Consider the following 14,615-nt stretch of genomic DNA (forward strand, 5'->3'; position numbering starts at 1 on the left):
TAGGAATCTTTCTAATGATGGTTTTGTCGCTTTTCATTATAAGTCATATGGGACTTTTTGTGTATACACTCAAAAAGCCCTATAATATCTGAATGAGATTTACCCACTACAGATATTATAGAGCCCCGATTTCAGTTTTGAAGTCGGATTTCTGTTGTTCTATTATGTGATTTTTAAGAATTCTATTAAAAGATTTTACTTGCATTTACTATAGGAATCGGTTATAATTAATTTTTGTGAGCATACCTCACTTACTCATGGCAGAGTCCATGAGTCATTAGACCAAAAGGAGGAAAAATCAATGGCTAAATACGAAATTCTTTATATTATTCGTCCAAACATTGAAGAAGAAGCTAAAAACGCTTTGGTAGAACGTTTTGATGCAATCTTGACAGATAACGGTGCAACTGTTGTTGAATCAAAAGATTGGGAAAAACGCCGTCTTGCTTATGAAATCCAAGATTTTCATGAAGGACTTTACCATATTGTTAATGTTGAAACAGCAGATGCGGTTGCTCTTAATGAGTTTGACCGTCTGTCAAAAATCAACACAGATATTCTTCGTCACATGATTGTCAAACTTGACGCATAAGAAGGTAGTTTATGATTAATAATGTAGTACTAGTTGGTCGTATGACCCGTGATGCAGAGCTTCGTTACACACCGTCAAATCAAGCAGTTGCGACATTTTCTCTTGCAGTAAACCGCAACTTTAAAAACCAAAATGGTGAACGTGAAGCTGACTTTATTAACTGTGTGATTTGGCGCCAGCAGGCTGAAAATCTGTCAAACTGGGCCAAAAAAGGAGCACTCATCGGAATTACAGGACGCATTCAAACCCGTAATTACGAGAATCAGCAGGGTCAGCGTGTTTATGTAACAGAAGTTGTTGCAGACAATTTCCAGCTCTTGGAAAGCCGTGCTACACGTGAAGGATATAGCGGTGGTGCCTACAATGCAACTGGAAATTCATTTGGTGAATCTTCAAACAGCAGCACCTACCAAACGCAGTCTTCACAGCAAACACCTAACTTTGGTCGTGATGAGAGTCCATTTGGCAATTCAAATCCAATGGATATCTCGGATGACGATCTTCCATTTTAAGGAAGGGTTGGACAATTTAAGTTCGGGTAGAAAGTCTGGAGTTTAGAGGCACAATTGTTTCAATTTTAGTTGAATTACAAATGTGACTGCTTATAGTGCAGACTGTCTAAGAAATCAGGATTTCTTGTCAGTTTTCCCAAATTCAGTTACTTTCTGGTCGCCCTTAACATCATATTTATAAAGGAGAAAACACATGGCTCAACAACGTCGTGGCGGATTCAAACGCCGTAAAAAAGTTGACTATATCGCAGCTAACAAGATTGAATATGTTGATTACAAAGATACTGAATTACTTAGTCGTTTCGTGTCAGAACGTGGGAAAATTCTTCCACGCCGTGTAACAGGAACGTCAGCTAAGAACCAACGTAAAGTAACAACGGCTATCAAACGTGCTCGCGTTATGGCACTTATGCCTTACGTTAATGAAGATTAATAATTGAAAGAGCTTGGAACGACATTTGTTCCAGGCTCTTTTTTTACTTGAGCTTTTTGTTTGAATCGCAGAGGTTGAGAGTAAGACAACTGGCTGTATCACTCCTACCCCTCCCTCTTTATAGTTATTAAGTGATTTTTGATACTTACTTAACAAACTCTATTTCCCTTCTCAATTCATTATCAATTATTTGAGAAATCAACTACTGCTGATTGGAATTCTTGCGTTTTATTTTTTAGGCTTAAATCTGTCCAGCAAACCGCATGTTCAAAAACCTATTTCTTTTATTGAACAATAAAAAAACTTCTCTCTAGCGTTAGCCTAGGGAGAAGGTTTTGTGTATCAGTTGTTAAACTGCTGGTGCAAAAGTACTTTGGGTATTATACTTACGTTTAAGATAGTATTTAACAAGAGCAGCAGCTACTCCAATAATAATAAGAGCAATAGCAGGAAGCTGAGGGTTTAAAATAGTTGGTAAAAATGCTGTCAGTGAGAAAAGAACAAACCAAGAAGTAATCGAAGCTACGATAATAAGGGTACTTCTCCACCATTTTGGACGCTCTTCTTTAGGTTTGTTGGCATGACGATAAACAAAGTGGTAGGGAGTATACATAGCAAGTCCACCCACGAAAGAAAGAATCAGCAAAGAAATCAGACCGTAAGTGGTTTGATTTCCTGTTAAAGCTAGAAAACCATTGAGTAAAGCAACTACTGCTAAAAGAAAGAGTGATGTGTCTAACCACATTTTCCAGGGTGTTTTATCTGTTTCAGCTGTTTTTTTAGCAGTGGCTGAGGTGTTTTCAAGATTTGAATGTTTTTCTGGTGAAAATTGGGCTGCCCAAGTTGTTGGAGCACCTAAAAGTCCGCGGCCAGTGATTCCCTTCTTTTGATTTTCAATCAGAGTTGGAATAATGTCCTCAAGGATAGTCTTGATTTCAGCATCTGATTTACCATCCTGCATTAATTGATGTGTTGCGATATTGATGAATTCTTGGTTTTTCTTGGTTAAATCTTGGATATTCATGTTTTTTCCTTTTGTTTTATGAATAATATTTTATGGTGTGAAAGAGTTTGTCTGCAAAAGCAGCTACCTAGTCATTAGTCAAATAATGAGTCGGTTCAGTATGAAAATTGTCCTATGTGTCTGGCTTCTTTGACAGTTGACATTTAATAACTATGACACGATTTTAAGCAAACGATAATTTACTTAAAAGAGCTAGTAAGTGAGTTAGGTCATTGCCAATAGCAATGGCCGTAGTTTGCCGAGATGCTTTAGCATCCGACATTTGGTAGTTACGACGCGATTTTAAGCATCCGACAAACTTACTCAGTTAAAACCATTTCTTACGGATAAAGTAAGCTACAACTCCGGCGGATCCCATAGCAGCAATCATAACGATAAGCCAGAAAGCATTATCCAGACCGTTTAAAGGCATGGTGTTGTTTTTAAAGTTCATGCCGTAGGCCGAAAAAATAACTGTCGGGATATCTAATGCCATGGTCATCAATGCCAATGTTTTCATGATGGTGTTCTGATTGTTGCCGATGATAGAAGCGGACGTTTCAGCCATAGCATTGAGGACGTTTTCGTAGATGCCAGCCATCTCAATGGCCTGCTGAGTTTCGACTAAAGTATCATCCAGCAAGTCTTCATCTTCAATATATTTTTTAAGGCTGGAAGCATTACCCGTCAGTTTTTTGACAATTCGTTCATTCATTTTTAAGGAAGCTTTCAGGTAGACAATAGATTTTTCCAGCTCCATCATGTCAATAAGCTGTGCATTACGGGTAGCATTTTCCAGTTGTGCTTCCAGTTTATCACTTTGTCGGTCAATGGAACGCAGGGCTGTCAGAAAAAGCTGTGCATTACGATAGAGAATCTGAAAGACAAAACGTGTTTTCATGAAAGTGTAAAAATTACGAACACGGTGATTGAGAAAATTATCAAAAAGAGCAATCTCTTCCAAACAGGTCGTGATAACGACATCATCAGTTACGATGATACCAAGCGGAATGGTCACATAATAGGATTTGTTATTGCGTTCTTCCTGAGTTGGAACGTCAACCAAAATCAAAGTGTAGTCATCTTCGACATCAATACGTGAGGTTTCTTCGACGTCAAGAGGAGCGCGGAGATCTTGGATATCAATGTTGAAACGCTCCGCGACTTTCATGGCTTCTTCCTGGGAAGGATTGACCAAATGAATCCAAGCGCCTGGCTCGAATGTTTCGATTTCTTTGAACTCTGTTCCAGTTGATAAAAACATCTGTTTCAATGGAAAATCCTCCTTAGTTGTTAGTCTCGTCCCTGCAGAAACTGTCTTTAGGACGGTTTTTCTACCGATAATAAAGCAAAGCTGTATTATCAAAATAGACATACTCTACTATTATACTATAAAACATAGTTCTTGGCTCAAGAGTTTGTTAGAAAATTTTGGTATAATGGAAAAGCTAAATCAAAAGACTTTAAAATAGAAATGCATATGAGTTGGAAAACATAGATTAAGCCAATAATTCCTGTGCCGTAGAAAGGATTAGAACACGGGCTAAACACTGTGTGAAAAAGATAGATGAGAGAGTAATTGTCAAACCAGTTTATCTCTTCCACCTATCGTCGTAGACGTCTGGACTTTCTTTAGTGTCATTTTTGAAAGTCCTAGTCGTCTTGACGGGGGTGCGTCTACAAAATCAAAGATTTTGGACTTACCGCCTATTTTCACTTTGTGTTTTACGCCCTTTGTATCATAATTATGCAAGATAAATTAGTTATTCATGGGGCGCGTGCCCATAATTTGAAAAATATTGATGTAGAAATTCCGCGGGATAAGCTGGTTGTGGTGACAGGTTTGTCAGGTTCAGGGAAGTCCAGTCTGGCTTTTGATACCATTTATGCGGAAGGTCAGCGCCGTTATGTGGAAAGTCTGTCGGCTTATGCTCGTCAGTTTCTGGGAAATATGGAAAAGCCTGATGTGGATTCCATTGACGGTCTCAGTCCTGCTATTTCCATTGACCAAAAGACTACTAGTAAAAATCCTCGTTCAACGGTTGGAACGGCAACAGAGATCAATGATTATCTGCGTTTGCTCTATGCTCGTGTTGGTGTGCCTTACTGCATCAATGGACATGGTGCTATTTCAGCTTCATCGGTGGAGCAGATTGTTGATGAGGTGCTAGACCTTCCAGAACGGACTCGTATGCAAATTCTGGCGCCTATTGTCCGCCGTAAAAAAGGGCGGCATAAAGGAATAGTTGAGCGCGTGCAAAAAGATGGTTATGTACGTGTGCGTGTAGACGGAGAGATCTATGATGTAACTGAGGTTCCTGAATTATCCAAGAGCAAGATGCACAACATTGAAGTGGTTATTGACCGTCTGGTTAATAAGGAAGGTATTCGCAGCCGTCTCTTTGATTCTGTGGAGGCTGCACTGCGCTTGGCGGACGGCTATCTCATTATTGACACCATGGATGGCAATGAATTGCTCTATTCGGAACATTATTCCTGTCCTGTCTGTGGATTTACGGTACCTGAGCTTGAGCCACGCCTCTTTTCGTTTAACGCTCCCTTTGGTTCCTGTCCTACTTGTGATGGTTTGGGGAGCAAACTGGAAGTTGATTTGGATTTGATTTTGCCAGACACCAGTAAGACACTGCGAGAAGGCGCTCTGGCTCCATGGAATCCTATCTCATCCAACTATTATCCTCAGATGTTGGAACAGGCTATGACAGAGTTTGGCGTAGATATGGATACTCCGTGGTCAGATTTACCGGACAAAGATAAAAATCTGGTTCTTTATGGCTCTGGTGAGCGTGAATTCCATTTTCATTATGAAAATGATTTTGGCGGCGTGCGGGATATTGATATTCCTTTTGAAGGAGTAGTGACTAATGTTGACCGCCGCTACCACGAAACGAACAGTGATTTCACCCGTAATGTTATGCGTGGCTATATGAATGAACTCACCTGTGTGACTTGTCACGGTTATCGCCTCAATGATGCTGCATTGTCTGTGCGCGTGGGTGGGGAAAATGGTCTCAATATTGGTCAGATTTCGGATCTTTCCATTGAGGATCATTTGAAATTGGTGTCTAATCTTAATTTAGGACAAAATGATGGCATTATAGCCCGCCCAATTCTGAAAGAAATCACGGATCGTCTAACCTTTTTAAATAATGTAGGGCTCAATTATCTGACCTTATCTCGGACGGCAGGTACCCTATCTGGTGGTGAGAGTCAGCGGATTCGTCTGGCGACTCAAATCGGATCGAATTTAAGCGGTGTTCTTTATGTACTGGATGAGCCCTCCATTGGCCTTCATCAAAGAGACAATGACCGCCTTATCTCAAGTCTGAAAAAGATGCGAGACTTGGGAAACACGCTAATTGTGGTAGAGCATGATGAAGATACCATGCGGCAAGCTGATTGGCTGATTGATGTTGGACCTGGAGCGGGAGCTTTTGGCGGCGAAATTGTCGCCTCTGGTACTCCTAAACAAGTCGCTAAAAATAAGAAATCCATTACCGGCCAATACCTGTCAGGCAAAAAAGAAATCTCTCTGCCCTTGGAACGCCGTAAGGGGAATGGCCGCTTCATTGAAATCAAGGGTGCTGCTGAAAATAATCTGCAAAATATTACTGTCAAATTTCCACTTGGGAAATTTATTGCTGTGACAGGTGTTTCTGGTTCTGGAAAATCAACATTGGTCAATGGTGTTTTAAAGAAAGCCATTGCTCAAAAACTCAATCGTAATTCTGAAAAACCTGGCAAACATAAAAAGGTTCTTGGAATTGAACACATTGAACGTTTGATTGATATTGATCAAAGTCCAATTGGACGGACACCGCGCTCAAATCCTGCCACCTATACAGGTGTCTTTGATGACATTCGTGATCTTTTTGCAAAGACTAATGAAGCTAAAATTCGCGGTTATAAGAAAGGGCGTTTCTCTTTCAATGTCAAAGGCGGACGCTGTGAAGCTTGTTCAGGTGATGGCATTATCAAAATTGAAATGCACTTCTTGCCAGATATTTATGTGCCTTGTGAGGTTTGTCATGGTACCCGTTACAATTCGGAAACTTTGGAAGTTCACTATAAAGACAAAAATATTGCTGAAATTCTTGATATGACAGTGGATGATGCAGTTGACTTCTTTGCAGCGATTCCCAAGATTGCTCGCAAAGTACAGACCATCAAAGATGTCGGCTTAGGCTATGTAACCCTTGGACAGCCTGCCACTACCTTATCAGGTGGGGAAGCACAGCGCATGAAATTGGCTTCTGAACTGCATAAACGTTCAACTGGTAAGAGTTTTTATATTCTTGATGAGCCAACGACAGGACTACACACAGATGATATTGCCAGACTCCTTAACGTTTTAGAGCGTTTCGTGGATGATGGCAATACGGTGCTTGTCATTGAGCATAATCTAGATGTCATTAAAACAGCAGATCATATCATTGATCTTGGACCAGAAGGCGGAGTTGGCGGCGGTCAGGTGATTGCAACGGGGACACCAGAAGAAGTGGCTCAAGTCCCAGGTAGCTTTACGGGACAATATCTCAAAGATAAGCTGCATTAAATTTAAAATGGGATGGGAGGCAAAATTGATTTCTACGAATCATAATGGAATCCCATCCTTTTTTGAAATAAAACTTTCAAAAGACTTGGAAAGATGATAGACTAATACTAAACTATCGTGATAAAGGAGATTATGATGTCGTTTATTGAGAAGCGTATTCAAAAGTTTGAAGCTAAATTAGCGACTTCTGATGTGGATGCTATTGTGGTATCTGGTCAGCATAATATTTATTATTTAACAGGTTTTTGGGGGACGGCAGGAACAGTCTTTATTTCAGGCAGCCGCCGTCTCTTTTTAACGGATGCCCGCTACACCCTTATTGCTAAGCAATCAATTCAGGGATTTGATATTATCGAAACACGTTCAGCACTGGCAGAAATTGCTAAAATCATCAAAGATGATAAGCTTTCAGTAATTGGTTTTGACAGTGAAGTTTCATATGCTTATTATCAGAAATTAACGACAACTTTTACAGAGTACCGTTTGCTTGCTCTGACAAATTTTGTAGAAGAATTACGTATAATCAAGGATGCTGATGAAGTTGAAACCATACGTCAGGCTTGTGCTATTTCGGATAAAGCCTTCCTAGATGTACTTGATTTCATTAAACCAGGGCAAACAACTGAGTTGGATGTGGCTAATTTCTTAGATTTTCGCATGCGAAAATACGGTGCCAGTGGTGTATCCTTTGAAACAATTGTTGCATCGGGTTACCGCTCTGCTATGCCTCACGGCGTAGCCAGTGAGAAAATCATCCAAAAGGGTGAAACTCTGACCATGGACTTTGGCTGTTACTATAATCATTATGTCAGCGATATGACACGGACTATTCATATTGGTCAGATAACTGACGAAGAGCGTGAAATCTATAATCTTGTTTTGAAGGCTAATAAAGCTTTGATTGCTGAGGCTAAGGCGGGTCTAAGCTACAGGAGTTTTGATAAGATTCCGCGTGATGTGATTGCAGCTGCGGGCTATGGGGATGCCTTCACTCATGGTATCGGTCATGGTATTGGTCTGGATATTCATGAAATACCTTATTTTGGCAATGTTGAAGGTGAAATTAAATCTGGTATGGTTCTGACAGATGAGCCTGGTATTTATCTGAATGGTAAATATGGCGTCCGCATTGAAGACGACCTTCTTGTGACTGAAGATGGTTGTGAGGTGCTGACATTGGCTCCTAAAGAACTGATTGTGCTTTAGTCCGTTGACAATAGCAGAGCTGCTAAGGCTAGAAAGGAAAGAAAATGACAGATAGACTTTCTTGGCAAGATTATTTTATGGCAAATGCAGAACTGATTTCCAAGCGTTCGACCTGTGACCGAGCGTTTGTGGGAGCTGTCTTGGTCAAGGATAATCGCATTATCGCCACAGGTTACAATGGTGGCGTTGCTGCAACTGACAACTGCAATGAGGTCGGTCATTACATGGAAGATGGGCATTGTATCCGGACGGTTCATGCCGAAATGAATGCGCTGATTCAGTGTGCTAAAGAAGGTATTTCTACGGACAATACAGAGATTTATGTGACGCATTTTCCTTGTATCAATTGTACCAAGGCTCTTTTGCAGGCAGGAATCAAGAAAATCACCTATAAGGCTCATTATCGTCCGCACCCTTTTGCTGTCGAATTAATGGAGAAAAAAGGCGTCAAGTATGTCCAGCATGATGTGCCTGAAGTAACTCTGGGCATGTCTGAAAAGGTGTAAGGAAAATAAGTCAAAACATAACTGCGGCAGCTGACTGTAGCACCGTTAGAAACGAAGAAATAAAGTAATATCCAATAACGGACCTTCTCTTAGGAATCTGCACAGCTATTTTCCATAAAATATTTGAGAAAGCCCTTGTTTTGTGATAAAATGAAGCAATAATAATTTTTGCAAAGAGGTAATAATAATGATTGAAGCAAGCAAGCTCAAAGCTGGCATGACATTTGAAACAGCAGACGGAAAATTAATCAAAGTTCTCGAAGCCAGTCACCATAAGCCAGGTAAAGGCAATACTGTTATGCGCATGAAACTGCGTGATGTTCGTTCGGGTTCAACTTTTGATACGACTTACCGTCCAGAAGAAAAATTTGAGCAAGCGATTATTGAAACAGTGCCGGCACAATACCTTTACCAAATGGACGATACTGCTTATTTCATGAATACTGAAACTTACGATCAATATGAAATTCCAAAGGCTAATATTGAACAAGAATTGTTCTATATTCTTGAAAATTCAGATGTAAAAATTCAATTCTACGGAACAGAAGTTATCGGTGTTCAGGTTCCGACTACTGTTGAATTGACTGTTGCTGAAACTCAGCCTTCAATTAAGGGAGCAACTGTTACAGGTTCTGGTAAGCCTGCTACACTTGAAACAGGTCTCGTGGTTAACGTACCCGATTTTATTGAAGCCGGTCAAAAATTGGTCATTAATACTGCTGAAGGTACTTACGTATCACGTGCCTAAGCTAAAAAGTGCTTCGTATTTGATGTGAATGCACTATTTCCAATGGAAAGGAAAATGTTATGACGACAGAAAATATTGGTGATATTGTTATTTCACCACGTGTTCTTGAAGTGATTACAGGCATTGCAGCAGCTAAAGTTGATGGCGTCCACTCTCTTCAAAACAAAAAAGTAGCAGACAGTTTGAGCAAAACGCCCCTTGGTCGCGGTGTTTATTTGCAAACTGAAGAAGATGGAACGGTTAATGCCGATATTCATGTTTTGCTCCAATATGGGGTCAGTGTTCCAGCGGTTTCTGTTGCTATTCAAAAAGCTGTTAAAGCAGCCGTTTATGATATGGCAGAAGTCTCTCTTTCAAATGTTAATGTCCATGTAGAGGCTATTGTCCCTGAAAAAACACCGAAACCAGACTTGAAATCTTTGTTTGACGAGGATTTCTTGGATGGCTAAAAGTTTTACAGATTCGCGACGTGATTTACGTGAACGGGCTTTTCAAGCTTTGTTTGCACTTGAATTTAGCGGTGAGCTGGCGTCTCAAGCTCAGTTCGCTTACAGTTACGATAAGGAGTTACCAGAGGGTGAAGTTCTTGAACTTCCTGTCTTTTTTATGGCTCTTCTTCAAGGTGTTTCTGAAAAATCGGCAGAGCTGGATAAGAAGATTGAAACCTATCTAAAGGCTGGCTGGAGCTTATCCCGTTTGACCCTTACAGATAAGACTTTGCTACGTTTGGGACTTTATGAAATCTTGTTCCATGAAGAAACTCCTCCTCGTGTAGCAGTCAATGAGACTATTGAATTAGCAAAGAAATTTTCAGATGAAAAGGCTGCTAAATTTATCAATGGCATTCTCAGCCGTTTTATAACAGAAGAAAATTGATGATTTAATAGTAAGAGCACCCCTAGGGGTGCTTTTTCAATGCTGTCACCGTTTATCCAGCAAAATAAACCGATTGTCTCACTATTCTGGTTTTCTGTCTTAGGATTCGCTATACTAAGTTTGCAAGGAGGAAACCGATGAAGCTTGAAATTATCAGAAATATGCAGTTTACAGAAACATTGGTAAAAATTTATGCAGCGCATATTGACCAAAAGACTCAAAAGGTAATTGATTTGATAGAGAATAATACTGTTTATATCCAAGGAAGAAAAAATGACAAAACTTATTTTATTAATCTTGAAGGTATTATCCGCTTTTACACCGCTGATAAAAAGGTCTATTTTGTGACAGCAGCGGAAACCTATAGAGCTAAACAGCGTTTATATCAACTGGAGGAACAGCTGCCCTCAAATTTTGTTAAAATTTCTCAAGGAGAGATTGTTAACATTTCTTATATTCAAAAGCTGGATTTGTCTATGAGAGGAAGTATTTGCGTAATTTTTAAAAATGGCAGCAGCAGTTTTGTTTCTCGTCGCTGCATTAAAGCGTTTAAAAGAGCATTAGATTTATAGGAGGTCATGTGATGAACATCTTAAGAAAAATGGTAAGCAGTGCTTTTATTGGTATAGGAATTGGGTATTTCATTACTTTTTTCGTAACATTATTAGCCTATAGGACTTATAAGACGGCTATCCCAAGCTTTGCGGAGCAATTTTCAACGGAGACGCAGGCCGTGGCCAGTCAGTTGTTTGTTTTTGCCCTATTGGGAATCGGTCAAGGCTTGGCAGCTTTTCTTTTTAAAACTGTTAAAGATAAGCAAGGCTTTCTGTTAATTGTTTGTCTGCATTATATATTAATTGCTTTTCCTTTGCTGGCAGCGGCTTGGTACCTGCATTGGGTGTCTATGACTTGGTTTTCTTTTTTAGCTATGCTTATTGTTATCAGTATGGTTTATGTTCTTGTTTTCATTGTCAACTATCTCAGTGTCAGAAAAGATATTATCCAGATTAATGCCAAATTACATTAAAAACACCTCTTCAGTATTAAGCGATACGCAAAATCTGAGGGGGCTTTTATTAGCTGTTTATGACGGTGATATAGTCGTCCAAATTACGACGAAGGCCAGTGTTTTGACCGTAATTTTTAACAGAGCCTGCACGCAGAATCATTTGGACGGGCTGTGATAGATTTAAGTCTTTCTGTAAATTCTGATTGTACGTATTAACCTCAATCATAGCACTGATAGGCTGAATAGCGATATTGTTTTTAGTACAGTCGTACCAAAATGCTTGAGTCTGTTCACCTACGGAAATCCAGTCAGAAGTGGTCTGCTGACCCGTTATAATGAAGAAGCCACCGCAATTGTTAACCTGATTAGTCATAGTCTTGATGCTTTGTCTGACAAAAGAGCTGCTAGTGGCGTTTTGATGGTTACTGGTCAGGTAATAAAGAGATTTCACAAAAAGATTAAGTCCCAGCATATCTCCAGAAATACCATCTTTTTTCTGTTCAGCTTCTTGATTGGAGAAGCGCAGCCATTTGTTTTGTTCCGCTAAATAATCCTTATCCTGATACTGCTCTTTGGCTGCGGCTAAAGAACCCTTTTGCAGGTAATGAAATTCAGGACTTCCACTGGTGTAATAAGAAATACTGTCATATTTCTGGATTAAGTTTGAAATGACTTTCGCATCAAGCTTTTTTGATTCAAACTTTCTTTTGTCAGTATGCCGTTTTTTAAGGATCGCCAGCTGTTTAGTGTTGGTCTGCTTATCTTTACTTTTTTTGTAATTTACAGAAGCAACTTGGTAATGATTTTCATTGTTAGGAGAGATTTTATGGATGTTTACACGATAGCCGTGGGCTGCAAATGATGCCTTTAAGGATTGGATATAGCAGCCGATGGAAATATATAATTCTCGATTGTTAGGATCAACAACATCTAGTGTACGTTTTTTATCAAGAAAGATGTTCATCTTTTCCTGTTTGGGTTCTAATGTCATTTTCCAGCTCTGCGTATTATGAGAATTAGCCGCAAAAGAAGCGTAGTAAAGGACTTGTTCGATGTCTGATGATACGCCTTTTAGATTGGTGTTGGTTTTTGTCTCAGCAGGTTTTCCAAGCATAAAAAGAATTGTACTTCCACCTACAATTAATAATGAACTGACAAAAAACACCAGTTTTAACATCCTTTTTCTCATTTTTTACCTCCGATAGCTAGATAATAAGGTCAAAAATTCTTCTTTTAAAAAGGCTTCATTATCCAGACCAAGTAGATGATAGTATTCTTGTTTGTTAACTGCCATACGGATAATACCTGACAAAGAACTCCAGAGGAAGATTGTTGCCCGATTAATGTCGATATCTGATTTTAACAGTCCTAGAGTGACGCCTTGACAAATGATAATACTGAGTTGCTGGTTGATATCTAAACCCAGTTGATAAATATCTTTGTAGACTTGAGGTGTTTTTTCTGAAGTGATATCCACATTGATATGACCAATCAGGCCTTCAAAGTAAACAGGGTAGTCTTGACACAGTTGCCAAACAGCCCAGCAGATATTTAAATAGTGTTCCAAGCTTTCCTCTTGTGATTGCGCCTCTTGAGCCGCAATGTCTGCAATTTTTTGGTATAACTGCTTTGTGTGTTGGTGAACCAGTGAGAAAAAAATCTCCTCTTTATTTTCAAAATAGACATACAAGGTCGCTTTGCTGTAACCTGCCGCTTTGGCAATTTGATCAACTGTTGTTGTGGGTACTCCCTTTTTAATAAAAAGTTCACTGGCTGCGTCTGCAATAGTTTGGCGGTGTATACTGGCAGGTTCCTTTTTTCGTCTGGCCATCGTCTTACTCCTTTGAAATAATTAAACTGATAGTTTAATTATAAGTTATCTTTTTAAAAAGTCAATAAAAGAGAGCGAAACCGAAATCAGTAATTCAAAGAATTTGATTTCGGTCCCGCTCTCGCACAGTTAGTTAAGATAGCCGCTATCCCGCCAGCAATGGTTTATTGCTCAAACAATTGAGAATTGTTTGAGGTGGGAAATAAGACTTGCGAAGTAAGTATCAAAAAACACCTAATGAATTGTGCAGAGAAAACTCTAAGTTGACTAAAGTCAACAGGCTTTCTCTCAATCACTGCGTCTTACAAGTAAAACGACAAAAACAAAAGGAGATGAGTACTTTTGCCCCAGTCTCCTTAAATGCTGCCGCCTGAGATAAGCGATATTGGCAGGATATAATCCTTGCTGGTTTTTTCTCCCTTGATTTTTTTCATCAAAATATCAACAATAAGGCAAGCGATTTCTCCAATCGGCTGCTTAATTGTCGCTAATTGCGGATAGAAATTTTCCACAAAGCTAGTCCCGTCATAACCAATAATTTTTAAATCGTCGGGAATAGACAGCCCCATCTGCTGAGCGACCTTTATTATCAGTATAGCGGTTAAATCATCAGAGACGAAGATACCATCAGGTTTATGGTTGGCAATAATAGATTTGATTTCTAATTCACGGCGCATATTAGACAGATTGTTTGGAACATGGCAAACAAGCCCAGACTTGTTAAGATGGTAATTGAATCCCAGCTGACGGAGTCCTGTTGGAGAATCGGAGTTATCGTGGCCGGTAATCATCATGATGTTTTGACAGCCTGCTTTTTGCAGAGTCAGCGCAGCCAATTTTCCTCCCTCAAAATTATCCGAAGCGATGATAGGGACATTTGGTGCCAGATTGCGGTCGAAAGAAACGATAGGAGCCTCGACCTTTTCGTAGTCTGCAATCCCCAAGTTATGACTTGAGGAAATAATGCCATCAACTTGGTTAGCAGACAGCATTTCCAAATAGTCCTGTTCTTTGGCAGGGTCATTCTCACTGTTGCAGATGATACTTTTATAGCCTCTTTGGAAAAGCTCTATTTCCAAATGCTCAATCAGTTCAGCATAAAAGATATTTGAAATATTGGGGAAAATGAGTCCAATCAGCTGAGCAGATTTTCCCTGCAGGCTGCGTGCCAGGTTATTAGGCTTGTAGTTAAGCTCTTTCATGGCATCATGGACTTTATCAATCGTTTTCTGGGAGAGATAGCCTTTTTTGTTAATCACACGCGAAACGGTTGTTGGACTAACGCCGGCTAATTCCGCCACATCAGTAAGTTTTGCAGTCATATTA

General features: G+C 39.7%; 16 protein-coding genes. 11 read left to right on the plus strand and 5 right to left on the minus strand.

Annotated features, from left to right (window positions below; all coding sequences use genetic code 11):
• Positions 1–301 precede the first annotated feature (301 nt).
• From rpsF to rpsR, 3 genes are all read left to right on the plus strand, one after another.
• Positions 302–592: a 30S ribosomal protein S6 gene (gene rpsF / locus ACVRZ8_RS06585; RefSeq protein WP_447448525.1), complete on the plus strand. Its 291-nt coding sequence runs from the start codon at positions 302–304 to the stop codon at positions 590–592.
• An 11-nt stretch (positions 593–603) separates the two neighbouring features.
• A complete protein-coding gene (locus ACVRZ8_RS06590) occupies positions 604–1,104 on the plus strand; it encodes a single-stranded DNA-binding protein (RefSeq protein ID WP_447448526.1) in 501 nt (166 codons plus the stop codon).
• A gap of 193 nt (positions 1,105–1,297) precedes the next feature.
• On the plus strand, positions 1,298–1,537 hold the full coding sequence (rpsR, locus tag ACVRZ8_RS06595) for a 30S ribosomal protein S18 (protein ID WP_000068665.1): 240 nt from the start codon (positions 1,298–1,300) through the stop codon (positions 1,535–1,537).
• Between the two features lie 349 nt (positions 1,538–1,886).
• On the opposite strand, the gene ACVRZ8_RS06600 is transcribed toward rpsR, so the two are convergent.
• Together ACVRZ8_RS06600 and ACVRZ8_RS06605 are read right to left on the minus strand one after the other, a co-directional pair.
• Positions 1,887–2,561 carry a DUF1129 domain-containing protein gene (locus ACVRZ8_RS06600; RefSeq protein ID WP_447448527.1) on the minus strand — a complete coding sequence of 225 codons (675 nt, stop codon included), beginning with the start codon at positions 2,559–2,561 and terminating at the stop codon, positions 1,887–1,889.
• 307 nt (positions 2,562–2,868) lie between these two features.
• Positions 2,869–3,813, minus strand: a complete 945-nt coding sequence (locus ACVRZ8_RS06605; RefSeq protein WP_447448528.1) for a magnesium transporter CorA family protein — start codon at positions 3,811–3,813, stop codon at positions 2,869–2,871.
• 474 nt (positions 3,814–4,287) lie between these two features.
• Here ACVRZ8_RS06605 and uvrA point away from each other — a divergent pair, with 474 nt between their 5' ends.
• From uvrA to ACVRZ8_RS06645, 8 genes are all read left to right on the plus strand, one after another.
• Positions 4,288–7,113, plus strand: a complete 2,826-nt coding sequence (gene uvrA / locus ACVRZ8_RS06610; protein ID WP_447448529.1) for an excinuclease ABC subunit UvrA — start codon at positions 4,288–4,290, stop codon at positions 7,111–7,113.
• Between the two features lie 135 nt (positions 7,114–7,248).
• Positions 7,249–8,319 carry a M24 family metallopeptidase gene (locus ACVRZ8_RS06615; protein WP_447448571.1) on the plus strand — a complete coding sequence of 357 codons (1,071 nt, stop codon included), beginning with the start codon at positions 7,249–7,251 and terminating at the stop codon, positions 8,317–8,319.
• Positions 8,320–8,363: 44 nt separating this feature from the next.
• Positions 8,364–8,825, plus strand: coding sequence for a deoxycytidylate deaminase (locus tag ACVRZ8_RS06620; protein WP_447448530.1), 462 nt, complete (start codon positions 8,364–8,366; stop codon positions 8,823–8,825).
• A gap of 187 nt (positions 8,826–9,012) precedes the next feature.
• Complete coding sequence (gene efp, locus ACVRZ8_RS06625; RefSeq protein ID WP_447448531.1) at positions 9,013–9,573, plus strand: elongation factor P; 561 nt, start codon at positions 9,013–9,015, stop codon at positions 9,571–9,573.
• Between the two features lie 59 nt (positions 9,574–9,632).
• Positions 9,633–10,022, plus strand: a complete 390-nt coding sequence (locus tag ACVRZ8_RS06630) for an Asp23/Gls24 family envelope stress response protein (protein WP_447448532.1) — start codon at positions 9,633–9,635, stop codon at positions 10,020–10,022.
• Positions 10,015–10,449 carry a transcription antitermination factor NusB gene (gene nusB / locus ACVRZ8_RS06635; RefSeq protein ID WP_447448533.1) on the plus strand — a complete coding sequence of 145 codons (435 nt, stop codon included), beginning with the start codon at positions 10,015–10,017 and terminating at the stop codon, positions 10,447–10,449. The genes ACVRZ8_RS06630 and nusB overlap by 8 nt, the downstream gene beginning before the upstream one ends.
• A gap of 137 nt (positions 10,450–10,586) precedes the next feature.
• Positions 10,587–11,021: a LytTR family DNA-binding domain-containing protein gene (locus ACVRZ8_RS06640; RefSeq protein ID WP_447448534.1), complete on the plus strand. Its 435-nt coding sequence runs from the start codon at positions 10,587–10,589 to the stop codon at positions 11,019–11,021.
• 11 nt (positions 11,022–11,032) lie between these two features.
• Positions 11,033–11,476 (plus strand): DUF3021 domain-containing protein, encoded by a 444-nt coding sequence (locus ACVRZ8_RS06645; RefSeq protein ID WP_447448535.1) that lies wholly within the window; start codon positions 11,033–11,035, stop codon positions 11,474–11,476.
• Between the two features lie 49 nt (positions 11,477–11,525).
• Here ACVRZ8_RS06645 and ACVRZ8_RS06650 read toward each other — a convergent pair whose 3' ends face one another.
• From ACVRZ8_RS06650 to ACVRZ8_RS06660, 3 genes are all read right to left on the minus strand, one after another.
• Positions 11,526–12,647: an Acg family FMN-binding oxidoreductase gene (locus tag ACVRZ8_RS06650; RefSeq protein WP_447448536.1), complete on the minus strand. Its 1,122-nt coding sequence runs from the start codon at positions 12,645–12,647 to the stop codon at positions 11,526–11,528.
• A gap of 3 nt (positions 12,648–12,650) precedes the next feature.
• Complete coding sequence (locus ACVRZ8_RS06655; RefSeq protein WP_447448537.1) at positions 12,651–13,289, minus strand: TetR/AcrR family transcriptional regulator; 639 nt, start codon at positions 13,287–13,289, stop codon at positions 12,651–12,653.
• Positions 13,290–13,645: 356 nt separating this feature from the next.
• Positions 13,646–14,611 (minus strand): LacI family DNA-binding transcriptional regulator, encoded by a 966-nt coding sequence (locus tag ACVRZ8_RS06660; RefSeq protein ID WP_447448538.1) that lies wholly within the window; start codon positions 14,609–14,611, stop codon positions 13,646–13,648.
• Between the last annotated feature and the right edge of the window lie 4 nt (positions 14,612–14,615).

It is taken from the genome of Streptococcus dentiloxodontae, assembly GCF_053206925.1.